We start from the raw sequence: 21,969 nt of genomic DNA, 5'->3' as shown, positions 1-21,969 counted from the left end.
GCCGCTGCGGCTGCGGCGGGTCCTGCCACCACAGGGTCAGCCCGCCCGCGGCGGCCACGAGCACCAGCCACACTGCCACGGCCCACCGCCATGACCTGCGGCGGTCCGTCACCGCCACGACTCCGCCTGTGCTGCCACCAGCACATCATCGTGCACCGCGCCCTCGGCGGTACGGTCGGGGATGTTCGAGGCGCAGCCGTTCGGCCGGAGCCGGTGGACAGCTCCGGGCGGCAGGCGCGGCGGGTTCTGTTCCGCATGCCCGGTCACCGGCTGTACGGCTCCGGCACCCATGCCGTCGGCAAGGTCGCGGACATGGCTTCGCAGTCATGCCCGGTGTGTCCGATTCACAGATCCGATTCACAGATCAGTCCCGGTCTTTCCGGAACGGCTTTTCGTCAGCGTCGGCAAGAACGCTCATCGGGACGAAGTCCTCCTCGTCGTCCACCGGTCCCCTGCCCGGATGGTCTTGAAGGCTCCTGACCTGTCCGCCTCAGGACGTGCCCCCTCCGCCCCCCGAGCAGCCGCCGCCTCCCGCGTCCATGAAGGAGGTCTGGCCGGATGCGCCGCCGCCGTGGTCGGCGGGGTCGACGGGAGTCATCCAGTGACTGTTGCCGCCGTGGTCACGCTCGCGCCGTACGTCGACGGCCCACTGGATCGCCGCGTACAGCACGACGACCGCCGTGAAACCGCCGATCACCACCCACATCTCCACTGATGTCCCCCTCGCCTCGGTGTGAGTCCTGCGGACGACCGCAGACTCACGTCCTGGTCCATGAGGTCAGCGTCCCCTGAAGGTCACCGTGTGACGGCCGACTTGAGCAAGCCCAGAGGTGGCCCGCACGGGCCGCCCGTGTGCAGGACCGCCACGGTCGGGCGTCCTCGAGGGCTTCACCCGTCACCACGGTGGGCCGATCGGTGCGGCCCCCTGACACATGTCAGGACCGCGGCGGAGGCCCGCGTGCTGGTCTGTGCCCATGACCACATATGCATGGGCAGCGGCCCTGTGCACGGTGGCCGCCGCAGCCGTCGTCGCCGGGGGTCTCACGCTCGCCGTTCCGGGTACCGCGCAGGCGAGCAGAGCGGACTGTGAGAGCGGCGCCAACGGTTTCGTCGACATCGCGGAATACCAGGAGGGCGCCGAGAAGCACCGGCTCGAGTTGCGTCCGGGGGCACTCAGGCCCGGGACTCTGACCCTGGACGTGGCGAACATCCAGGGCAGGCAGAGGGGGTTCGCGAAGCTGGTGGCCGGCCAGAGCGGGGACGAGTTCTGGCTGGACTGGACGACGAACTACTCCAACGGCAACGCCTCCTCCTGGGTCCAGTGCGGACCGTTCGTCTCGCCCGACAGCGGCCCGCACACCACGGCCGCCAAGGAGACCAACTCCGCTGACAGCTGGCGGTTCCGCGCGTGCGGCAGCTCTGTCTACAGCGACACGGTCAAGTGCACGCCCTGGTGATAGCCACCGGGGGCGCGGGTAACTCGCGCCACGCCCGCGGCGCAGACGGTGGCGTTGCCCGCCGCCCGCACCGCGGGCAAGTGGGCGCCGCGCGGCCTCTCGAGGGCCGCCGCCCTGGAGCTGGGCCCGTGCGGCATCCGCGTCGACACGATCCACCCGGCCACGTCGAGACCGGGATGACCGCCTCCGCCGCGCCCGCCTTCCGCGAGGCCGACGTGTGCGAGACGCCGCTCGGCCGTACCGGCACCGTCAGCGAGGTGGCACCGCCAGTGGTGTTCCTGCTGTCCGACGACGCGTCGTTCATGACCGGCGCCGGCATCCCGGTCGACGGCGGGCCGACCGCGCGCGGCGGCGTCACGTCCGTCTCCGACGCCCTTCGCGGGGGAACGCCGTGGAACGGCTGGAGGGCAAGGGGCGCTGACCTCCGGGACGGCGCGCGGCCGGGGCCGGGACGGTGCGCTGCGGTCCGCCGCCGAGGGCGCGCTCGTGGCCGGCGGCGGTCTCCTGCCCGAGGAACCCGAGGAGGTCGCCGGCCGTTCGGCCGTGAGGGGCCGGTGGGCTACCGGTCGGCGTCGACTCCCCCACGGCCCGGTGCGGTTCCGGTGCCCTCGGCGGCGCGGCGGCGGGCGTCCTCGTCGGTGCGGGCGTCGTAGCTGATGAGCTTCGGCAGCACGGCGGCGAGCAGGCCCACCGCCGCGACGCACGCGAGTCCGCCCGTCCAGATCGCGGGGCGGACGCCGGTCCAGCCGGCCATCGCCCCGGCGCGGACCTGACCCAGCTGCGGGCCGATGCTGTAGGAGAGGACCTCGATGCCGGCGAGCCGGCCGCGCAGCCGGTCCGGGATGGTCTGGTTCCAGATGGTGGAGCGGCCCAGTCCGCTCAGCATGTCCCCCGCTCCCGCCAGCCCGAGGCACAGCAGCACCAGCCAGACGTTCGACGTCCAGCCGGCCGCCGCCATCGCCAGGCCCCAGCCGGCCGCGCCGAACACCACCAGCAGGCCGTGCCGCCGCGTCCGGGACACCCAGCCGCTGGTCAGGCTGACCAGCAGCGACCCGACGGAGCCCGCCGCGTACATCAGGCCCAGCGACCAGTCGGCGTCGAGCTCGTCGGCGAGGAAGGGGAAGACGGTGTTGGGGAAGGCGAAGAACATCGCCGCCAGGTCGACCGCGTAGGTGCCCAGCAGCACCGGCCGGGACCAGGCGTACCGGGCCCCCTCCGCGATGCCGCGCAGCGACGGCCTGGCCGCCTGCTCGAGCGGTGGTGCCGGCGCCAGCCGGCGGCACATCAGGACCGACACCGTGAAGCTCACCACCGTGACGGCGTACGCGGTGCTGTTGCCCGCGTACGCCACGACGAGGCCCGCCAGCGCCGGTCCGGCGATCGCGCCGGTCTGCCAGCGCAGCGAGTTCAGCGCGGCCGCGGCGGCGAGCTGGTCGTGCGGGACGATCCGGGCCAGCAGCGAGTCCAGGGCGGGCCGCTGGAGTCCGGCGAGTGCCGCGACACCGGCCGCGACCACGTACAGCGGCCACAGCATGGGGCTGGGCAGCAGCGCGTTCAGCAGCAGGACGGCGGCCAGCAGTCCCAGTCCCGCCTCGGTCAGCACGATGACCTTGCGCCGGTCCACGGCGTCGGCGAGTGCCCCGCCGTACAGGCCGAAGACCATCAGCGGCACCAGTTCGACGGCGCCCATCGCGCCCACCGCGAGCGGTGAGCCGGTCAGTTCCTTGATCTGCAGCGGCAGCGCGATCAGCGCCATCACGCTGCCGACGTGGGTGACGACGCCCTGCGTCCAGAGCAGGCGGAAGTCGCGGGAGGAGCGCCAGGGCGAGAGGTCGGGGAGTACGGCGGCGAGTCTGGCGGGCATGGTCAGCGGCTCCCGGCCGACTCCGCCGCGGGGGCGGCTTCCGTGTCGCCGGTCGTCGCGTGGTGGCGTCCGATCGGCAGGACGAGGGGCTTGCCCGAGACCGGGTCCTCGATGACGCGGCTGTCCATGCCGTAGACGGCCCGGACCGTGTCCTCGGTCATCACCTCCTCGGGCGTTCCGGCGGCGTGCAGCCGTCCGGCGGCCAGGGCGACGAGCCGGTCCGCGTAGCGGGCGGCCAGGTTGAGGTCGTGCAGGACCATGACGATCGTGGTGCCGCGGGTCCGGTTCAGGTCGGTCAGCAGGTCGAGGACCTCGATCTGGTGGCTGATGTCGAGGAACGTGGTGGGCTCGTCGAGCAGCAGCAGGTCGGTCTGCTGGGCCAGCGCCATCGCGATCCACACGCGCTGGCGCTGGCCGCCGGAGAGTTCGTCGACCGCCCGGTCCACCAGTTCCGTCGTGTGGGTGGCCTCCAGCGCGGCGGCGACCGCGGCGTCGTCCTGGGCCGTCCAGCGGGAGAAGGCCCGCTGGTGGGGGTGGCGGCCCCGGCCGACCAGGTCGAGGACGGTGATGCCCTCGGGGGTGACCGGTGACTGCGGCAACAACCCGAGGGTGCGGGCGAGTTCCTTGGCCGGGGTGCGGTGGACCTCCTTGCCGTCCAGGACGACGCGGCCGGTGCGCGGGACGAGCAGCCGGGACATCGAGCGCAGCAGCGTCGACTTGCCGCAGGCGTTGGCGCCGACGATGACCGTGATGCGCCCGGCCGCGAGGGTCAGGTCCAGGCCCTGGATGACGGCGCGGTCGCCGTAGCCGAGCGTGAGGTCCTCGGTGGCGAGGGTGTGGGACGCGGTCACAGTGAGCCTCCGGCCCGGTTGGTGCGGACGATCAGGTAGACGAGGTAGGGGGCGCCGAGGACGCCGGTGACGACGCCCACGGGGTAGCGGGTGTCGAAGGCGTACTGACCGGTGAAGTCGGCGACCAGGATGAGCAGGGAGCCGACCAGGCCGGCCGGCACCAGCAGGGAGCCGCCGGTTCCGGTGAGCCGGGCGGCGATCGGCCCGGAGAGGAACGCGACGAAGGCGATCGGCCCGGCCGCCGCCGTGGCGAACGCGATCAGCCCGACGGCGGCGACGATCACGGTGACACGGGTGCGTTCGACGCGGACGCCGAGCGCGGAGGCCGTGTCGTCGCCCAGGCTCAGCGCGCTCAGGTTGCGGCCCTGGAACAGCAGCACCGGGCCGAGCGCCAGCACGGCCAGGACGGTGGGCACGGTCTCCTCCCAGGTGGTGCCGTTGAGACTGCCGGTGAGCCAGCGCATCGCCGCCTGGAGGTCCCACTCACCGGCCCGGGACAGGACGTAGGAGGTGACGCTGTCGAGCAGGGCGGCGATGCCGATGCCGATCAGGATGAGCCGGGTGCCGGCGACCCCGTCGCGGAACGCGAGGACGTACACCAGCAGCGCCACCCCGAGCGCGGCGGCGATCGCCAGCGCGGACACCTGGGTCTCGCTCAGCGAGAAGGTGACGATGGCGATGGCCGCCGCCGCGCTCGCCCCCGCGCTGATGCCGATGATGTCGGGGCTGGCGAGCGGGTTGCGGAGCATCGTCTGGAAGGTGACGCCGGCCATGCCGAAGCTGAACCCGGCGGTCAGGGCGAGCACCGCGCGCGGCAGCCGCAGCGTGCCGACGGTGAAGGAGGCGCCCGGCACCTGCTCGCCCGTGATCACGCGCAGCACGTCGGAGGCCGGGTAGAAGGTGTGCCCGGCCATGAGCGTGGTGGCGAACGCGGCGACGACGAGGACCAGCAGGGCGCAGACGATCAGCCGTCGCCGGTACGCGCGGCGGACCCGCGTGCGGGTGACCGTGCGCAGTGCGGTCGGGGCGGTGACGACGGGGGCGCTCACAGTGATCTGACCTTCTGCCGGCGGACGATGTGGATGAAGAAGGGGGCGCCGACGAACGCGGTCACGATGCCCACCTCGATCTCGGACGGCCGGGCCACGACCCGCCCCACCACGTCGGCGACCGTCAGCAGGACGGCGCCGCTCAGCGCGGAGAACGGCAGCAGCCAGCGGTGGTCCACGCCCACCAGCAGCCGGCAGGCGTGCGGTACGACGAGTCCGACGAAGGCGATCGGGCCGGCGACGGCGGTGGACGCGCCGCACAGCACGACCGCGCCGAGCGCGGCGACGGCCCGCACCAGGGCCACCCGCTCGCCGAGTCCGGCGGCCAGCTCGTCGCCCAGGGCGAGGGAGTTGAGGGCGCGGGCGGAGGCCAGGCAGACGACGAAGCCGACGGCGAGGAACGGAAGGACGTTGCCGAGCTGTGCGTGGGTGGCGCCGCCGACGCCGCCGATCTGCCACAGCCGGAAGGTGTCGGAGACGTCGTTGCGCGGCAGGACGACGGCGCTGACCAGTGAGGCGAGCGCGGCCGAGATGGCGGCACCGGCGAGGGCCAGCTTCAGCGGGGTGGCGCCGCCCCGGCCCAGCGAGCCGACGGCGTACACGAACCCCGCGGTCACGGCCGCTCCGGTCATCGCCGCCCAGATGTATCCGGACACCGACGCCAGGCCGAAGTGGGCGATGCCGGTGACCACGGCGAGCGAGGCGCCCATGTTGACGCCGAGGATGCCGGGGTCGGCCAGCGGGTTGCGGGTGACGCCCTGCATGACCGCGCCGGACAGGCCCAGGGCGGCGCCCACGACGACGGCGAGGAGGGTGCGCGGTACGCGGTTGGCGACCGCCGCCTCCTCCAGGGTGGCCTGCGCTCCGCCGAGCGCCGCCCAGACGTCGGCCCAGGCGACGTCGCGGGAGCCGAAGGCGAGGGAGGCCGTCATGGCGGCGAGCAGGACCGCGGTGACGACGAGGAGCCAGGTGACGCGCACGCGCGCCGGACGGCGCAGCGGGGCGGTGTCCGGCGCGGGTGGGGTCTCGGTGACGGTCACGCTGCCTTGTCCGCGGCCTCGGCGAGCGCCTTCACGTAGTCCTCCAGGACGTACGGGATGGACAGCGGGGTCGGGTTGGCGGCGGTGGCCAGCGGGGTGCTGCCGGGCAGCAGGTAGACGGAGTCCCGCTCGACGGCGGCCAGCTTGGAGGTGAGCGGGTCCTTCTTGAGGGCCTTCAGCAGCTCGCCCTTGTCGTCCCCGTAGCCGGTGATGATGTCGACGTCGTTGAAGTCGTCGATGTGCTCGGCGCTCTTGGTGAGGACGAACTTCTTCGTCGCCGCGGACGGTCCGGAGACGCTGGCGGGGATCTTCAGGCCGAGGTCGGTGAAGAACTGCGTGCGGGTGTCGTGGGTGGTGTAGAAGCCGACCTGGCTGACGTTCTTGGACGACACGTGCGTCATGAACATCGCCGTCTTCCCCTTGAGCTGGGGGTACTTCGCGGCGGTCTTCTCGATCTGCCCCTCGAGGTCGGCGATCAGTTCGTCGCCCTCGTCGGCCAGTCCGATGGCCTTGCTGTTGAGGCGGATGATGTCGCGCCACGGGGTCGCCCAGGCGGCCTCCGGGTAGGCCACGACGGGGGCGATCTGGCTGAGGGTCTCGTAGTCCTGCTCCGTCAGTCCGGAGTACGAGGCGAGGATGACGTCGGGCTTGGTGTCGGCGACGGCCTCGAAGTCGATGCCGTCGGTCTCGTCGAACAGCACCGGGGTCTTGGCGTTCAGTTCCTTGAGCCGCTTCTCGACCCAGGGCAGCACGCCGTCGCCGTCGTCGTCGCCGAAGTTGGCCTTGGCCATGCCGACGGGGACGACGCCGAGGGCGAGCGGCACCTCGTCGTTGGCCCAGTTCACGGTGGCGACGCGCTGGGGCTTGGAGGGGATCTCGGTGGTCCCGAGCGCGTGCTTGATCGTCACGGGGAACTGGCCGGCGCCGTCGGCACCGGCGGGACTGCTGTCGTCCTGGTCTCCGGATCCGCCGCCGCAGGCGGTGAGTCCGAACAGGAGGGCCGCCGCGAGGGCGAGCGCACGGAGGCGTGGGGTTCTCATCGACCCGGTTTCACTTTCGGTCGGGGGTGCCGGGACTCGCACGTCCGGACCGCGGACTGTGGGTCGTGGAGCAGGGCACCGGACTTGCTACGGCAAGTTAGGTAAGGCTTGCCTGCACAGAGTATGGAGCGAAGGCGCGCTGATCAATCGAGCTTTTTCGACAGCCCTTGTAGCGATCGGGACACGCGGGCGGGCGGCTCCGCCGCAGGGAGGCGTCCGCCCAGGCGTTCTCAGCGCGCCCGGAACCTGCCGGGCGTCATGCCGGTCGTCCGCCGGAAGGCCGCGCCGAAGGCGCTCGCCGAGCGGTAGCCGACCGCGTCGGCCACCACGTCGACCTCGTGTCCGAGGGAGAGGAGCTGCACGGCGTGCTGGGCCCGGACCGAGGCGACCCAGCGGGCGAAACTCGTGCCCGTCTCGGCACGGAAGGCGCGGGTCAGTGTGCGCGCGCTGCAGCCGAGGGCGGCGGCCCAGCCGGCCAGTGTCCGCTGGTCGGCCGGGTCGGCCCGCACCCCGTCCACGATCGGCCGCAGCAACGCGGAGGTGGGCAGCTGCACCAGCAGCGCCCGGGGCGACGGCCGCAGGACGTCGAGCACCATCGCCTCGGTCACGGCCCGGGAGCGCGGCGGCAGTCCCGCCTCTTCGAGCCGCTCCAGGAGCAGCCGGAGCAGCGGGGTGATCTCCACGGCCACCGGCTCGTCGGGCAGCGCCGACTCCGTGCCGTGCCGGAAGAAGTGGGCGCGGTAGGAGGTGCCCGCGACCGCGGAGGCGGAGTGCAGCTGCCCGGCCGGCATCCACAGTCCCAGCGTCGGTGTGATGCACCACACCTGGGAGCCGACCACGGCGGTGGACGTGCCGCGCTCGTTCCAGAGGAGTTCGTGCCACGGGTGCGAGTGCTCGTTCCACGCGGTGTCGGCGTCGACGACCTCCTCGTACCCCTGGATCACGAAGGGCACGTCCACCTCACCGGCGGCGAGCGTCGGCAGATCCCTGGTGACACGCATGCGCCCAGGCTAACCGGAGCCGGATCTTCACGGCCGCGCGTCCCGCCTCGGGCGGCGGCGGAGGACCGGAGCACTCCCCCGGTCCCCCGCCGCTTCGGTCGCCCGGGTCGCCGCCCCCGCAGCGGCGCGGCCCGCCGGGGCGGGGGCCGGTGGCTCGGCCGCCGGTCAGGCGGGCAGCCGCCCGCCTGGTGGGAGCAGCCGCGGACCCACCGGATGGCACCGCTCCGCCGCCCACGCTCCGGCTGACGCCGCCTTCCCGCATGTCGGCCGCTGGCCCCTCTCTCTTCGCCGATGCGAGCAGGCGGCCGGGCAGCGGCCGTCGGGGGGGCGCGGCGGACGAGCGCGGTCGAACAGCGCGCTCGCCCGGCTCGACCGGCTAGGACTTGTCCGGCCGGAAGTCAGCCTCGGGCGCGTCCCGGCCGGCGGCGGCCGGCCCGGTCGGCCCGGTCGGCCCGGCCGGCGACCCCGGGGATGTCCGGGCCGACGCGTGCCCGCCGACCGCCCTTCGCCGGGCGCCGCGCAAGCGAATCAGAGGGGGGAGCCGCGCAGGTCGTCGAGGGGCGCAGCTCGCCGGGATCGCCGGGTGCGGGCTCTCAGGGGCAGCCGCGCCGTCGACTGTCGGGATGTCGACGGTCCGCCGCCGCCCGGGCCGTGGGAATCGTGCGCCATCAGCGCGGCGTGGGCCCGCGGGCTCAGGCGAGGGCGGCGGCCAGCAGGGCGAAGGCGGCGATGATGACGGCGACGCGGACGTAGTGGAAGCGGTCCCAGCGGTTCATCTGCTCCTTCCAGTCCTCGGGCCGGTTCTCGGGAGTCCACGTCTTGCCCCTGTTGTTGATCGGGACGAGCAGCAGAAGCGACATGATCACGCTGAGGATCAGCAGCGCGCCGGCGGTGACGACGAGGCCGGTGCCGTGGTGGTGCCATCCTGCGACGGCCCAGGCGGCGACGAGGACGAGCGAGGTGATGTACCAGACCGGCATCACGGCGCCGAGCATCCGGCCTCCGTGGGCGCGGCCGAGTTGGCCGCTGTCCTCGGGGAGTGCGTCGAGGATCCGGTTGATGACGAAGGCGACGGAGAACTCCACCCCCACCATCACGCCGACGACCACGATGGTGAACGCCTCGAGTACGTCGAGCATGACGACCCCTCCTGGAATCTAGTGCTGCTAGCAGATAAGGCAACGCTAGACCTGCCGTCGCTCTTTTGTCTAGCGGTGCTAGGATCGAGTCATGTCGGTACAGGAACGCAAGCAGCGCGAACGGGCGGAGCGCGAACGCCTCATCGTGGCGACAGCCCGCGAACTCGCCGAGCAGCAGGGCTGGGACGCGGTCACCACCCGTCGGCTCGCCGAACGCATCGAATACAGCCAGCCCGTCCTCTACAGCCACTTCCGCGGCAAGCGCGAGATCATCGGCGCCGTGGCCCTCGAAGGCGCCACCGAGATGGCCGCGGCGCTGCGGGCCGCGGCCCGTGCCGCGGACGGCCCGCGCGCCCGGGTCGTCGCCCTGGCCCGCGCCTACCTCGACTTCGCCGAACGCAACCCGGCGGTCTACGACGCCATGTTCCAGCTCGACGGCGGTCTGGCGTTCGCGAGGGAGGACACCCCCGAACCGCTCAAGGACGCCTTCGCCGCCCTGCTGGAAAGCCTCGGGGAGGCCGCCGGGGACGGCGTCCACCCGGGACTGTTCACCGAGGTGTTCTGGGCGGCCCTGCACGGACTGGCCACCCTGACCCGGGCACGACGGCTCCCGCCGGAGCACACCGAGCACAGGGTGGAACTGCTGGTGGACCGGCTCGCCATGATCTGACGCACCACCCCGGCGGGCACGCAGCCGGGGTCCTCGGACCCCCGCTGCCCGCATGCCGCTCTTGGCGGTCACGCGCGCCCGCACGGCACCGCCGCGGACCGCCGGGTCCCGTGACCCCCGACCGGCTCCCGCCCCGCAACGACCGAACACGAGGGCACCCCCGGCCCTTCTCGAGTCCCCGAGCATCGGCCGTGCACGGCCCTTGCCTCGGTCGCAGGACCCCTTTTTGAACCACCCGGGAACGGCCGGCGCGGTGGGCGGAGCACACCGTTCATCAGGTGCTCGCCCGCACGGGGTGGGGCGATGCGGTGGCGCAGGTGGTGCAGCGGCCGTCACTCTCGGGGTGAGCACGACGGGAGGTGGGGCCGGGGCAGGCGCGACACTGCGACCAGCCCAGGCAGGCCGGGCGGAGGTCCTCGCAGCTGGCGCATCGACGAGCGCCCGCCACGTCCGCCCGCCACGTCAGGGCCTCACCGCCTGTACGGGCGGCGGCCGCGGTCGAGGAGCGCTCCGCCGACCACCACCTGGGGACCGACGCGGTGAACGGTTCGGCCGGCTGGGGCGCTCCCGGATGGTCGGCCGAGGTAGCGGGTGACAGGTGGCCTGGGCGGCGCGCAACCGGACTTCAAAGATCATCCGGGGTAGATCATGACGTCGTGGTACGTCGTCATGAACTCACTCATCAGGAGCGGGAGTTGCTCGCTCTGCTGATACCCCGCACCGGCCCGGGCCGACCTCGGCGCAGGCCCGGCCAGGTCATCACCGACACGGCACACAGCCCTCGCGACTTCCGTGCCCACCCGCGAAAACGCGGCATCGCGCACACCGTCCCCGAGAGGACCGACCATCGACGGCACCGACTGAGGCCCGGTTGCCACGGTGGTCGACCGCCAGGGTCAGATCGTGAGACCTACCCGCGGCGCAACATGATTGAGCGCTGCTCCAACCGACCCAAGGGCTTCCGCAGGATCGCCACCGGACATGAGAAGACCGCCCCTTCCGACGAAGCAACAGTCACCCTCACATCGTTCCTGCTCTAGGCAGGACCCATTTGAAGACGAACCCTGGTGCACGGTTCACGGTTGACGCGGCCCGGGTGGCGGGTCGCCGGCGGCGGCTCGGCGCCCGCGACGCTGTTCGCGCCGCGGGCCGGGGCCTTCAGGGCATGGAGGCGCGCTTACGGGAGGACGATGTTGCGGCCGGGGCCGCCTTCGAGGGCGTCCTCTCCGGTGCCACCGCAGACGAGGTCGTCGCCGCCTTCGCCGTCCAGTGTGTCGTTGCCGGGGCCGCCGAGGACGATGTCGCGGCCGTCCCCGCCCATGGCGTGGTCGTCGCCGGGGCCGGCGTGCACGGTGTCGTCACCGCCGTAGCCCTCGATCATGTCGTCGCCCCGGCCACCCCACACCTGCTGGTTGCCGCCGTCACCCATCAGGTGGTCCGTGCCGTCGCCGCCGTGCAGGGCCGCGGGTCCCATGACCATGTCGTTCCCCGCGTCGCCCAGCACCGTGCGTGCGGTGTGGGCGTGCAGTTCGTCGTCGCCGGGGCCGCCGCTGACGGTGCCGATCCCGGGGGTGAAGGCGGCGATCGTGTCGTCGCCGTCGCCGAGTAAGGCGTCGATCCTGTCGGGCCGGGGGCTGTCGGCGGGCAGTTCGCAGACGACGGAGGTGGTGTCCTCGGGTCTGGAGTACGCACAGTGGTCGCCCGGTTCGAGCGGGACCACGTCGCTGAAGCCGATCCGCCGGATCCCGTCGCTGGTGTACATGGAGAATATGTTGAGGTTGTTGGCTTGTCCTGCAGCGGCGGTGAAGACGATCGACTGAGTTGCCCAGTCGGCTCCGACGCGGGCCTTCGCCTCGGCGGCGGTGGCGGCGGCTGCCGGGCCGACGGCGAGGCCGGCGGTGAACAGGATCACGGCGACCGCGCCGGCGGTGGCTCGGTTTCGGTTCATGAGACCTCATCTCGGTGGAGTGATGTGGACCGACCTGCTTGGCGTGGTGCTGCCGGGACCGGGCGGACCCGGTCGTAAAGGGAGTCTCCCCCGTCGGTCCGGATCTGCAAGACCGCGAATTGACGCGGCGTCATGGTAAGCCCATGTCCCTCCGGACGGGATGGTCGTGCTTCTTCGGTCAGGCATGTTCCCGGTGTCGCCGTGGCAGGGTTCGCCAGCTCGATTCTGGCTCCGCGAAGGTGAGTTGGCCGACGCGGTCGATGGCTGGGATTGCCGGAGGAGCGGAAGGCGGCTGCCCGGGTGCGGGCGGAGGAGCTTCGCCCTCAGGCGGAACGAAGCGTGGTCGGATTCGCCGGGACGGAAGCGGTGTCGGAGCGTCGGGTGATCGACCGGGAGGAACTCGTCGAGGCCCTGACCGCTCCGGGCATGACGAGAGTGCCCGCTGCGGGTGCGCGGGGCGGTGTCGGCGGTGGTCGAAGGGGCCCTCGGCGCGGGGTCTGTCGTGTCGCACCGGCACGAGGCGGCGACCGTGGAGGTGTTCGCGGTCGGACCACCGACGGATCGTAGAGCCGATGGCCGAGCCGCAGCCCATGCCGCCCGCTCGCCGCGGGGCAGCCCTGCCCGGAACAGCCGTGTCGGCAAACGGGGAACGGACCTGGGCGTGATCAGCCAGGTCTCTTCTCCATGACCTGGCGGACGGTCCACCGGGAAGTGTTCCGGCACCTGGTCCGCGAGTGTCTTGGGGCCGCGGCGGCGGCCCGGGTGAGGTGGAGCGCGCCGGGAACGGTCCTGACTCCCGGATCACGGCAGATCCCCTGCTCGCCACCCGCCTCTGTAATCGACTTTGTTTGTTTCATTGACATTTCACTCGGAAGTCGTACCGTTGGGAGCGCTCCCATGACAGTCCTGCAACTGGAAGGAGTTCCCCCCCACATGCGCAAACAGAGTCCGTTAACCGAGCGTTCGCGGTCGTCCCTCCGCCGCCCCCTCCAGGCGCTCGTCATGGTGTTCGCCGTGGTTGTCGGCGCGCTGGCCTGGTCGACCCCCGCCCAGGCCCATGGCACCATCGTCAACCCCGCCTCCCGCGCCTACCAGTGCTGGAAGACGTGGGGCAGCAACCACACGAGCCCGGCCATGCAGACCGAAGACCCCATGTGCTACCAGGCGTTCCAGGCCAACTCCGACACCATGTGGAACTGGATGAGCGCGCTCCGCGACGGCCTCGGTGGCCAGTTCCAGGCGCGGACGCCTGACGGGACGCTCTGCAGCAACAACCTCTCGCGGAACGCCAGCCTGGACAAGCCCGGGCCGTGGAAGACGACCAACGTCAGCAGCAACTTCACGGTCCAGCTGCACGACCAGGCGTCCCACGGTGCCGACTACTTCCGGGTCTACGTGAGCAAGCAGGGCTTCAACCCCAAGACCCAGACCCTGGGTTGGGGCAACCTCGACTTCATCACGCAGACCGGCCGCTACGCCCCGGCGCAGGACATCAGGTTCAACGTCAACACCTCCGGCTACACCGGACACCACATCCTGTTCGTGATCTGGCAGGCCTCGCACCTCGACCAGGCCTACATGTGGTGCAGCGACGTGAACTTCGGCTGATCCGGAGAGCGCCGCACACAGCACCAGCCTCGGCCGGGCGCCGGTAACCCGCCGCCCGGCCGACCGAGCCCCGTCGGGGCAGGGGACCCCTTCGGTCACCCTGTCCCGCCGGGGCTCCCTGTGCTCCTGTTGCGAACACGCCCGATCGCGCGGCAGTCGCGCGGCAGCCGGCTCCCCGCCGTCTCGTCGTACGACTCCGGCACTCAACGGCCATGGAGGATCCTCGGCACCGTCGGCCCACCGGGGCGTATCGCACCGCCCGGCGTACCCGCGCCGCCCGAGCTCTCCCCGGCCGCCGGCAACTCCCGGAGACCTCATGTGAGGGGACGGCCGGTCGCTCAGGGCCGCACTGCATCGAACCGAAGATCGTGTTCGTGGCGGCCTCGGGCTGCACGGGGCAGCAGTTGCCCGCGGCGTCGTTCGGACCGTCCGGTGCGACGGCGCACCGCCGGTTCGCCGAGCGGACGAAAGCCCGGGTGTGGGCCGAGCTCCACCGCCTGGTCCTCGACGAACTCGGTGTCCGCGGTGATCTTGACTGGTCGAGGTGCGCGATCGACTCGGTGAACACGCGGGCCACGAAAGGAGGACCTGACGGGTCCGAGTCCTGTCGACCCGGGCAAGTGTGCAGGCCGGGCAGGAGCGGCTCGGGTACGGCGCTGGCGAGGAGCCGATGGCACGACTCGACGTTCGGGGCGAGCAACAGCTGCACTCGCACGAACGGCAGGGTTCCGATCTGCCCGTTCACCTCGCTGACGGCGCGGTGCAGTTCGGCGAGCAGTTCCTCGTCGAAGCGCGATGGGCCGGTAAGGGCGGTGGTCAGGGTGTGTTGCGTCGAGGGGCCGAGCAGTGCGAGCCGTCCGCCGCCTGTGTCGGTGGTGGTACGTACGAGCAGGGTGCGCAGTCCGTCGCCTTCGTGAGGGGGTGCCCGGGGGCGGGTGCTGGGCGTGTCTGGTTCAGCCCTGGAGGGTGGTGAGCCAGTCGGTCAGCAGGCGGTTGACCTCGGTGGGGCGTTCCTGCTGGATCCAGTGGCCGCAGCCTTCCAGCAGGTGGGAGGCGGACAGGGCGGGGAGGGTGGTGGGGTAGGCGTCGATGGCGTCGGCCATCCAGGTGGTGGAGGCGTCCAGGGTGCCGCCGATGAACAGGGACGGCTGCTTGATCGGGGCTCCGCGGTGGGGGGCGAGGTCTTCCCAGTCGCGGTCCATGGTGCGGTAGCGGTTGAGAGCGCCGGTCAGGCCGGTGCGCTCGAACTCGGCGGCGTAGATGTCGAGGTCGTCCTCGCTCAACCAGGCGGGCAACTTGCCTGCGGAGAAGCGGTCGCGCAGCCGGCCGCCGTGGGTGACGAAGTGCGGGTCGGGCTCGCCCCGGGCGGGCATGGTGTCGGCGGACAGTGCCGCGTAGAAGCCGGCGAGCCAGCCCCGGACGTCGGGCTCGATCTCCGCCTCGGCGCGGCCGGGCTCTTGGAAGTAGGAGACGTAGAACTCCTGCTCAGGGCCGCCGATCCGGCCGAAGATGTCGGTGGGTCGGGGACCGCCCGGCGGCGCGTAGGGGACGCTCAGCAAGCCGACAGCGCGGAAGACTTCGGGGTGGAGCAGGGCGGAGGAGACAGCGATGCTGGATCCCCAGTCGTGCCCGATGACCACCGCGTTCTCCTCGCCGAGGGCGCGCACCACGGCGACGTTGTCCCGCACCAGGTCGAGCATCCGGTAGGCGTCGGTCGCGGCGGGCTTGGAGGAGCGGCCGTAGCCGCGCACGTCGATCGCCACCGCCCGGTAGCCGGCGGCGGCGAGGGCCGGGAGCTGGCGGCGCCAGGAGTACCAGGACTCGGGGAAGCCGTGCACGAGCAGGACCAGCGGGCCGGTGCCCTGTTCGACGAGGTGCAGGCGCCCGGCCGGGGCCTCGATGGTGCGGTGGCGGAACTCGGCGGTCGGCTCGGGCCGCATGGACTTCTCCTCGGTTCGCGGGCGGACGCGGATACCTGTCGATCATGCGGCGCGGCGGTCTCCCGCCGCCATCGGCGTTGCCATCCTGGCAAGATCGCAGCACAGGGGGGTTGAGCGGTGCGGCTGGGAGGAGCGGGAACGGTGGCGGGCGACGACCTGGACAGCACGCCGGCGGCGATGGGACCCCGACTGCGAGCCGCGCGCGAGCAGCACGGCGCCACGCTCGTCGGTATCAGCCGCGCGACCGGCATCTCGCCGAGCACGCTGTCGCGGATCGAGACCGGCCGGCGCAAGCCCACCCTGGAGGTCGTGCTGCAACTGGCGAAGGAGTACGGCGTCTCCCTGGACGAGCCGGCCGGCACCGCCCCCGCGGTCGCGCGCCGCAGCACGGCGCTGCACAGCTTCGGGGACGACAAGGCGGTGCTGCCGCTCACCCGGTACGTCGACGGCTTGCACGCCCACAAGCACGTACTGCCCGCCGTCGAGCATTCGCCCGCGCGACCCCGGCAGGTCTCCCACGAGGGCTACGCGTGGCTGTGCGTTCTGTACGGGCGGCTGTGGCTCGCGCTCGGCAACCAGGATCTCGTCCTGACCGCCGGGGACGTCGCCGAGTTCGGCACCCGCACCCCGCACGGGGTGGCGAACGCCGGCTCCGGCGGACCGGTCGAGTACCTGATTATGTTCGGACCCCAGGGCGAGCGCCCACGGCTGCGCACTCCTCCGGCCGTTGGCCGCAGGAGCCGTCAGCCGGACCACGCCCAGGCCGGCCGCGAAGCGCATCCGTAGGATCCGGAATCCGTCCCGACAGGACAGCGAAGCCGCGACTTGTGCGCAGGTTCGCGGCCAAGGGCCGCCCAGATTCCTGGCACTCGCGCGCTACCGACCGGGCCGCGCGGAAGGTCCGCCGCCAGAAGCAGGGCCACCAGTACGTCGAGGCCTGGTCGATCGCGCTGGGCGCTCCCCTGCCGCGGGCCGGCTGCGATCCCGCGGTGTGGCTGCGGGAGGTCCTGGCAGCGATGGGTGCCCGTACCGTCCGCTACCGCGGCGCCCACCGCTCCTGTGAACGGTCGGTGCGTGTTGTCACCTGGCCGGTGACGGTACCGGCAGGAGAGATGTGCAGCGGTGAGTGGTGCTCGAGCTCCTCTGCCGTTCAGCCCCGCGCCTCATGCCCCAGGATGTGCGGCGGGGCGTCGGCGATCCACTCGCTGACCGCCAGCAGAGAGGTCGCCCCCGCCAGAACCGCGCACGCGGTCAGCGCGAGCACGGCAACCAGAGCGCGCCGTACGCCGCGTGGGTCTCGTGGGTCGGGCACCTCGGCCGGCCGCTCCACGATGCGCCCGCAGTGCGGTCATCGCGCTGTTCCGTCCCGGGACGGAAGTGGCCGCGGGACCGACGGGGGAGCAGCCCCGCGGCCACCCGGATGTTACACCCGTAACATGGCGCTGGGCGGGCCTGGTGCCCGAAACAATCGGCGACCGGTGGAGTGGGCAGTGAACGAGACATGGCAGATCCTGACCGGCGTCGCCGTCGGCCTGCTGGTGTGCTGGCTGATCCTGCTGGCAGCCCTCGCCCTCGCCCGGCCCAAGGGCAACCTGCTCACCGAGGCCGTGCGCCTCCTGCCCGACCTGTTCCGCCTGATCTCCCGCCTCGCCCGCGACCGCACCCTGCCCCGCCGCACCCGCGCCCTGCTTTGGGCACTGGCCGGCTACCTGGCCCTGCCCATCGACCTGGTCCCCGACTTCATCCCCGTGCTCGGCTACGCCGACGACGCCATCGCCGTCGGCCTCGTCCTGCGCACCGTCATCCGCCAGGCCGGAGCCGACGCCCTCACCCGGCACTGGCCCGGCACCACCGACGGACTGGATGCCGTACGCCGCCTCGCCGGACTCCCAGCCGCCCCGCAGGAGTAGCCGCCTGTGACGCTCACGCTGCCGGCCGTCTCAGCCACCGCGTTCGTCTTGGCCCTGGTATCGGCCGTGGCCGGGTTCGATGGCGGCGTCCTGCTCCTGCCCGCACGCATGCACCGTCCTGTTCGGTCTGCGCGTAGCGATCCCGGCGCTCGCCCTCGCGTGGATCGCCAGCGACGCCAGCCGCATCGCCCTCCATCACCGCGGCCTGCACTGGCCGCTGATCGGCCGCTTCGCCCTCGGCGCCGTTCCCCTGGCAGCGGCCGGGGCGTGTTGCTCGCCCACGTCCCGCTGGCCCCGTTCAAGCGACTCCTGGGCACCTTCCTGACCGCTGTCGTGATCCGGCGGCGCCGCAGCCCGCACCCTCAGCCGCCGTCCGACGCCGCCTTCACCGCGGTTGGTGCCGCCTCCGGCCCGGGCTCCGCCCTCCTCGGCTCGGTCGGCCCGATGACGGCCCCCTTCTTCCTCGCCAAGGGCCTCACCCACGGCGCCTACATCGGCACCGAAGCCGCCAGGGCCCTGACACTGCACCTGGCCAAGACCACCGCCTACGGCGCGGCGACCTGCTCTCCACGCGGGTGCTGATGCTCGGCGCCGCGCTGACCCCCGCCACCTGGGCCGGAAAGAAGACCGTCAAACGGATCGGCGAACGGGTCTTCGTCCGCCTCATCGAAACCGGACTGTCCCCTCCGGGCTGCTGTTCCTGGCCGGGTTCTGGCCGTGCCGCCCGCTAGCCGGACGTGTCCGTGCCGTCCTCGCCCGCCAGCGCGGCCGCCGCAAAGGCGGCCAGCGCCTCGGCGGCCCGATCGAGCTCGGCACGCACCCGCTCACCCAGCGGTGCACCGAAATAGTCCCGACCCGCGATCTTCGCCACCCAGGACCGGAACCGCTCCAGGTCCGCCTCCGACTCCTCCACCTCCGCGAAGATCGCCCGCCCCCGCTCCCTCTCCAACTCCAGTTCGTCGAAGAAGGACGGCAGCCGCTCCAGCACTTCGGCGTACTCGCCGTCGACCGCGGCGGTCATCTCCCCGGCCAGCCGCCGCCGTTCATCGGCGTCGGCGACCTCGATGTGCACCACCCGCATCCGCCCGCCGTCACCGCGCACCCGCTCGCCGAGCTCCGCCACCACGGCCGCCACCGCAGGCCGGTCCGGCAGCAGACACACCGACTGCTGCAGATACAGCGCCCCCAGCCCCTTCAGCTTCCGCCACACCTGCATCCGCAACGACGGCAACGCCCCCGCCGTCGTCACCGACACCAGCAGCCACCGCACATCCACGTCACGCACCACGCCGCGACCGTAACCCAACCGCCGACCCGGAGGCAGACCAGCCAAGACCACAGCCGAGCGGCCGACCATCACTGGATACCTCCGCTAACGATCTTGTTGGTCGAATGGCGCCCGGCGTACCCCGGACGGGTGGCCGTGCTCCCCTTCGAGCTTCAAGACATCTGGCCAAGACTTCCCCGCCACAGCGCTCGGCGTGAGCCCGATAGCCGGTGATCTGGTACAGCGTGCCGACCACCTGTCTCCCTGGCCGCGCGGGCATGCGCCCGCGCAGCACGGAATGGGCGGCCACCCCCTTCGCCTCTGGGGGCGGTTTCGCAGCGAATGACCTCTGCGGCACTGTGACAGGCGCGAGCCTGGGGGCGGCCCGCCAACTGGAGGGCTGTCGTTCAGTGGGACTACGCCTCAGGCATGGGTCATCAGGAGTGGCGTCTGGTGCAGAAGGACAACGGCTATTTCGCTGTGCAGAACCGCAACAGCGGCCTGTATCTGTCCGTGCATGGCGAGAACAGCGACAACGGCACCGCTCTGGTCCAGTGGCCAAGCGGTGACGCGGCTCAACAGCAGTTCCGCCTCTGCTGACCATAACGGTCACACGCCTCATGCCTCTCACCGCGCCGACCGGTGCCACCAGCATCAGGCGCTTGCACGCAGCTCCGGACAGCTACCGAACGTAGGCACCTGCCCGACCGCCCGCACCGGACCCGTAATCGCTCCCGGAGTGACTACGGGCCCGGCCGCGTACCCGCTCGGTCAGAGTGCGGGTTACTGACCTTCAAAACGTGGTGTCGGTAGGGCTGGCGGTCCATGATCCCTGCGGTATCCCGGCTACATGAGGTAGGCACAGGGCGGTGACCTGGCCGGCGAACGCCGAGTCCTCGTGGGAAGGTGCGGATGGAGGCGGCCGAGCGGTTCCGGCACGGCGACGAGAACGCGGACATCGCGCACGACCTGAGGGTCAGCGTCCGGTCGGTGCAGCGCTGACGCGAAGCCTGGTCACAGGGCGGGCCGAGAGCTCCGGTTTCCAAGGGCCCGACGTCGCTGCCGCTGCTGAGCGGCGAGCTGTTCGCCGTACTCGAGAGGGAACTGCTCAAGAGTCCGGTCGCGCACGGCCGACCAGCCACCCGACCACCCGCACCCACTGTCCCTTCGACGTGCGGGCGGCCTGCTCCCGCGGCATCGCCAGCCCTTGGCGCAGGCCGCGCACACCGTCCCAGCGCAGCTTCAGCACGTAGTCCAGACCACCGCGGATCATGTGCGGGTCGTTGTCGGTGAGGCCGGGGACCGCCCGCCGCCCGAGCGCGTCGACCACCTTCGTGCCCCGGCCGACGTGGGGAGGCGACGTCCTTGTCCGTGCCGACGACCGTGACGACGCCGTCCCGGACGGCGAGTGCCTCCGCCTGTGGACGGGACGGGTCCCCGGTGTGAATCCTGGCGTTGCGGACGCCGAGGTCCGCGGTCGCGTCATCCCTGGCGTGCGGAACCAGCCCGCCTACGGGCATCGTGGGCATGAGCGAGGGATCTCCTCTGGGAGACGGCGTCTTCACATCGTTCGCGCCGCGCGCGTCGCCCCGGCATCGGCCGCGTTCTGCGAGCGGGGCGGGCCCTTCGGGTGAGGGCCCCGGTTGCTGCTCCGCCACGATAGGCAGGGGGAAACGGTTCGTTGTTCCCTCTGTGCACCGGGCACTGCCCCCAAGGAAACGCGACGCGCTCCGCACCGGCCGGCCCGAGCAGGGATCCGGCACCGGTGTGCGGTACGGCGGTGACCGGTACGCGCGACGGGGCCGTGCCTCCGCTCGTCCCGCGGCGCACGGCGCCCGGCCGGTGGGGCCACCGTGAACCGGCACGGAGCCGGGCCGGGAGCGCACACCGGCCGGCGGGCCGCCGCTCGGTCAGCCGCCCGCGCAGAAGCCGCTGCCGTGGAGCGAAGCTCCGGCCTGCACGACGTAGCCGCCGACCGCTCCGCCCACGCCGTTGATCAGCACGCGCTGCCCGGCGGTCAGCTCGGCGTGCTCGAACAGCGCCTGCCACGCGGCCAGGCCCACCAGCGGCAGCGCTGCCGCGTCGGACAGCGCAACGCTTTTGGGCGCCGGCGTCAGGACCTCGGCCGGTGCCAGCACATACGCCGCGGCGGCGCCGGGGCCCGCCATCGGCAGGAAGCCGATGACTGGTCCCCGGCCTGGATACCCGTCACGCCCTCGCCGAGCGCGTCGACCGTACCGGCGACGTCGATACCGGGCGTGTGCGGCAGCGCCACAGGGATCGGTCCCTGCATGAAACCGGCGCGGATATTGGCGTCAACCGGGTTGAACAACGTCGCCGCAACACGGACCCGCACCTGCCCGGCGCCTGGATTCGGCTGCTCCACGTCCTCGTAACGCAGGACGTCGGGGTCGGCGTACTGGTGGAAACGCACTGCCTTCACGGTCCTTCTCGCTTTCGCGTGGTCACGGTCGCCTTGCGCCGCGCGCGAAGCAAGACACGGCGGCTGTGGCGCCGGGCACGGCCGACAGGCGGTAGATCGCTGCGGAAGGCCCTACGCTGACCATCATGTCGAACCGGGTGCCGATCAGCGACGAACTGCGTTCCGCGTTGGGCTCCCCCACGGAGGCCACGCTCCTGGACAGCAGCCCGCGCTCCCGGGTGTGGCGGGTCGAGCTGCGTGGTGGTGGCCGGGTGATCGTCAAACAGATCGCCGACGGAGGTGGAACCGGGCCCGACGGGGATGCGCGCTATGCGCGGGAGGTGGCCGCGTTGCGGCTCGCCGCGCGGGCGACCCGGCCGACCGTCGCGCCCGCACTGCTCGGAACGGACGCGGCATCACGCGTGATGGTCCTGGAACACCTGGACGACCTCGGCGCGGCCGACGACTGGATGCCCGGCTACGCCGAGTCCCTCGCCCGGCTGCACGCGCTCACCGGGCCGGCCGACACGGGAACGCTCCCCGCCTGGTCCGGACCGACGGCCGCCGACGCCGAGTCCTTCCTCGCACTCGCCAAGGCCCTTGAGGTCCCCGTCCCACCTGGAGTGCCGAACGAACTCGCCGCCCTGATCGACCGGCTCGACCCAGCGCCCCACCATGCGCTGCTGCACGGAGACCCCTGCCCCGGCAACGACCTGCGCACCGCCGCCGGCGTCCACTTCGTCGACTTCGAGCAGGCATCGCT

The 21,969-nt window shown here is 72.2% G+C and carries 20 protein-coding genes and 4 pseudogenes; 10 read left to right on the top strand and 14 right to left on the bottom strand.

The genetic code is table 11. The features are described from left to right. Positions 1 to 490 precede the first annotated feature (490 nt). On the bottom strand, positions 491 to 712 hold the full coding sequence (locus ACIF8T_RS36605) for a hypothetical protein (protein ID WP_400041311.1): 222 nt from the start codon (positions 710 to 712) through the stop codon (positions 491 to 493). Positions 713 to 974: 262 nt separating this feature from the next. Between ACIF8T_RS36605 and ACIF8T_RS36600 the strand changes: the two genes are divergently transcribed. Both ACIF8T_RS36600 and ACIF8T_RS36595 read left to right on the top strand, forming a co-directional pair. After that, positions 975 to 1,457, top strand: coding sequence for a hypothetical protein (locus ACIF8T_RS36600; RefSeq protein WP_400041309.1), 483 nt, complete (start codon positions 975 to 977; stop codon positions 1,455 to 1,457). Positions 1,458 to 1,460: 3 nt separating this feature from the next. Further along, a pseudogene (locus ACIF8T_RS36595) lies at positions 1,461 to 1,837 on the top strand (SDR family NAD(P)-dependent oxidoreductase); the annotation flags it as partial. Between the two features lie 179 nt (positions 1,838 to 2,016). On the opposite strand, the gene ACIF8T_RS36590 reads toward ACIF8T_RS36595, so the two are convergent. The 7 genes from ACIF8T_RS36590 to ACIF8T_RS36560 form a co-directional block, all read right to left on the bottom strand. Continuing rightward, on the bottom strand, positions 2,017 to 3,321 hold the full coding sequence (locus ACIF8T_RS36590; protein WP_400041307.1) for an MFS transporter: 1,305 nt from the start codon (positions 3,319 to 3,321) through the stop codon (positions 2,017 to 2,019). A 2-nt stretch (positions 3,322 to 3,323) separates the two neighbouring features. Then, on the bottom strand, positions 3,324 to 4,172 hold the full coding sequence (locus ACIF8T_RS36585) for an ABC transporter ATP-binding protein (protein ID WP_400041305.1): 849 nt from the start codon (positions 4,170 to 4,172) through the stop codon (positions 3,324 to 3,326). Next, on the bottom strand, positions 4,169 to 5,221 hold the full coding sequence (locus tag ACIF8T_RS36580) for a FecCD family ABC transporter permease (protein ID WP_400041304.1): 1,053 nt from the start codon (positions 5,219 to 5,221) through the stop codon (positions 4,169 to 4,171). The genes ACIF8T_RS36585 and ACIF8T_RS36580 overlap by 4 nt, the downstream gene beginning before the upstream one ends. Then, positions 5,218 to 6,261 carry a FecCD family ABC transporter permease gene (locus tag ACIF8T_RS36575; protein WP_400041302.1) on the bottom strand — a complete coding sequence of 348 codons (1,044 nt, stop codon included), beginning with the start codon at positions 6,259 to 6,261 and terminating at the stop codon, positions 5,218 to 5,220. The genes ACIF8T_RS36580 and ACIF8T_RS36575 overlap by 4 nt, the downstream gene beginning before the upstream one ends. After that, complete coding sequence (locus ACIF8T_RS36570; protein WP_400041300.1) at positions 6,258 to 7,301, bottom strand: iron-siderophore ABC transporter substrate-binding protein; 1,044 nt, start codon at positions 7,299 to 7,301, stop codon at positions 6,258 to 6,260. Before ACIF8T_RS36570 ends, ACIF8T_RS36575 begins: the two co-directional genes overlap by 4 nt. Before the next feature lie 230 nt (positions 7,302 to 7,531). Continuing rightward, positions 7,532 to 8,302, bottom strand: coding sequence for an AraC family transcriptional regulator (locus ACIF8T_RS36565; protein ID WP_400041299.1), 771 nt, complete (start codon positions 8,300 to 8,302; stop codon positions 7,532 to 7,534). A 692-nt stretch (positions 8,303 to 8,994) separates the two neighbouring features. Continuing rightward, positions 8,995 to 9,441 (bottom strand): anthrone oxygenase family protein, encoded by a 447-nt coding sequence (locus ACIF8T_RS36560; RefSeq protein WP_400041297.1) that lies wholly within the window; start codon positions 9,439 to 9,441, stop codon positions 8,995 to 8,997. A gap of 91 nt (positions 9,442 to 9,532) precedes the next feature. On the opposite strand from ACIF8T_RS36560, the gene ACIF8T_RS36555 reads away from it, so the two are divergent. Continuing rightward, positions 9,533 to 10,111, top strand: coding sequence for a TetR/AcrR family transcriptional regulator (locus tag ACIF8T_RS36555; protein WP_400041295.1), 579 nt, complete (start codon positions 9,533 to 9,535; stop codon positions 10,109 to 10,111). A gap of 1,177 nt (positions 10,112 to 11,288) precedes the next feature. On the opposite strand, the gene ACIF8T_RS36550 is transcribed toward ACIF8T_RS36555, so the two are convergent. Continuing rightward, the gene (locus tag ACIF8T_RS36550; RefSeq protein ID WP_400041294.1) at positions 11,289 to 12,059 is read right to left on the bottom strand and encodes a calcium-binding protein; all 771 of its coding nucleotides are present in this window, start codon (positions 12,057 to 12,059) and stop codon (positions 11,289 to 11,291) included. A 1,002-nt stretch (positions 12,060 to 13,061) separates the two neighbouring features. Here ACIF8T_RS36550 and ACIF8T_RS36545 point away from each other — a divergent pair. After that, on the top strand, positions 13,062 to 13,667 hold the full coding sequence (locus ACIF8T_RS36545) for a lytic polysaccharide monooxygenase (RefSeq protein WP_400041351.1): 606 nt from the start codon (positions 13,062 to 13,064) through the stop codon (positions 13,665 to 13,667). A 365-nt stretch (positions 13,668 to 14,032) separates the two neighbouring features. Next, positions 14,033 to 14,289: pseudogene (locus tag ACIF8T_RS36540) on the top strand (IS5/IS1182 family transposase); the annotation flags it as partial. Between the two features lie 331 nt (positions 14,290 to 14,620). On the opposite strand, the gene ACIF8T_RS36535 reads toward ACIF8T_RS36540, so the two are convergent. After that, positions 14,621 to 15,607 (bottom strand): alpha/beta fold hydrolase, encoded by a 987-nt coding sequence (locus ACIF8T_RS36535; RefSeq protein WP_400041292.1) that lies wholly within the window; start codon positions 15,605 to 15,607, stop codon positions 14,621 to 14,623. Positions 15,608 to 15,748: 141 nt separating this feature from the next. Between ACIF8T_RS36535 and ACIF8T_RS36530 the strand changes: the two genes are divergently transcribed. Further along, on the top strand, positions 15,749 to 16,393 hold the full coding sequence (locus ACIF8T_RS36530) for a helix-turn-helix domain-containing protein (protein ID WP_400041290.1): 645 nt from the start codon (positions 15,749 to 15,751) through the stop codon (positions 16,391 to 16,393). 364 nt (positions 16,394 to 16,757) lie between these two features. Here ACIF8T_RS36530 and ACIF8T_RS36525 read toward each other — a convergent pair whose 3' ends face one another. Then, entirely contained in the window at positions 16,758 to 16,919 is a 162-nt protein-coding gene (locus tag ACIF8T_RS36525; RefSeq protein ID WP_400041288.1) for a transposase family protein, read from the bottom strand. Positions 16,920 to 17,097: 178 nt separating this feature from the next. Between ACIF8T_RS36525 and ACIF8T_RS36520 the strand changes: the two genes are divergently transcribed. Both ACIF8T_RS36520 and ACIF8T_RS36515 read left to right on the top strand, forming a co-directional pair. After that, on the top strand, positions 17,098 to 17,517 hold the full coding sequence (locus ACIF8T_RS36520) for a YkvA family protein (RefSeq protein WP_400041287.1): 420 nt from the start codon (positions 17,098 to 17,100) through the stop codon (positions 17,515 to 17,517). A gap of 267 nt (positions 17,518 to 17,784) precedes the next feature. Beyond that, a complete protein-coding gene (locus tag ACIF8T_RS36515) occupies positions 17,785 to 18,099 on the top strand; it encodes a hypothetical protein (protein WP_400041285.1) in 315 nt (104 codons plus the stop codon). 145 nt (positions 18,100 to 18,244) lie between these two features. Here ACIF8T_RS36515 and ACIF8T_RS36510 read toward each other — a convergent pair whose 3' ends face one another. Next, positions 18,245 to 18,805, bottom strand: coding sequence for a Chromate resistance protein ChrB (locus ACIF8T_RS36510; protein WP_400041283.1), 561 nt, complete (start codon positions 18,803 to 18,805; stop codon positions 18,245 to 18,247). Positions 18,806 to 19,180: 375 nt separating this feature from the next. On the opposite strand from ACIF8T_RS36510, the pseudogene ACIF8T_RS36505 reads away from it, so the two are divergent. Continuing rightward, positions 19,181 to 19,384 (top strand): annotated as a pseudogene (locus ACIF8T_RS36505) (RICIN domain-containing protein); the annotation flags it as partial. A 508-nt stretch (positions 19,385 to 19,892) separates the two neighbouring features. Here the strand turns inward: ACIF8T_RS36505 and ACIF8T_RS36500 are convergent. Beyond that, positions 19,893 to 20,114, bottom strand: coding sequence for an amidohydrolase family protein (locus tag ACIF8T_RS36500; RefSeq protein WP_400041281.1), 222 nt, complete (start codon positions 20,112 to 20,114; stop codon positions 19,893 to 19,895). Positions 20,115 to 20,739: 625 nt separating this feature from the next. Next, positions 20,740 to 21,227: pseudogene (locus ACIF8T_RS36495) on the bottom strand (alcohol dehydrogenase catalytic domain-containing protein); the annotation flags it as partial. 125 nt (positions 21,228 to 21,352) lie between these two features. Here ACIF8T_RS36495 and ACIF8T_RS36490 point away from each other — a divergent pair. Next, positions 21,353 to 21,969: phosphotransferase (locus tag ACIF8T_RS36490; RefSeq protein ID WP_400041279.1), on the top strand; the 617-nt coding region annotated here is incomplete at its 3' end.

It is taken from the genome of Streptomyces sp. NPDC085946, assembly GCF_044540485.1.
Taxonomy (GTDB): Bacteria; Actinomycetota; Actinomycetes; order Streptomycetales; family Streptomycetaceae; genus Streptomyces.
Note: the sequence above shows the minus strand (reverse complement) of the source record. Positions and strands in the feature narration are given on the sequence as shown.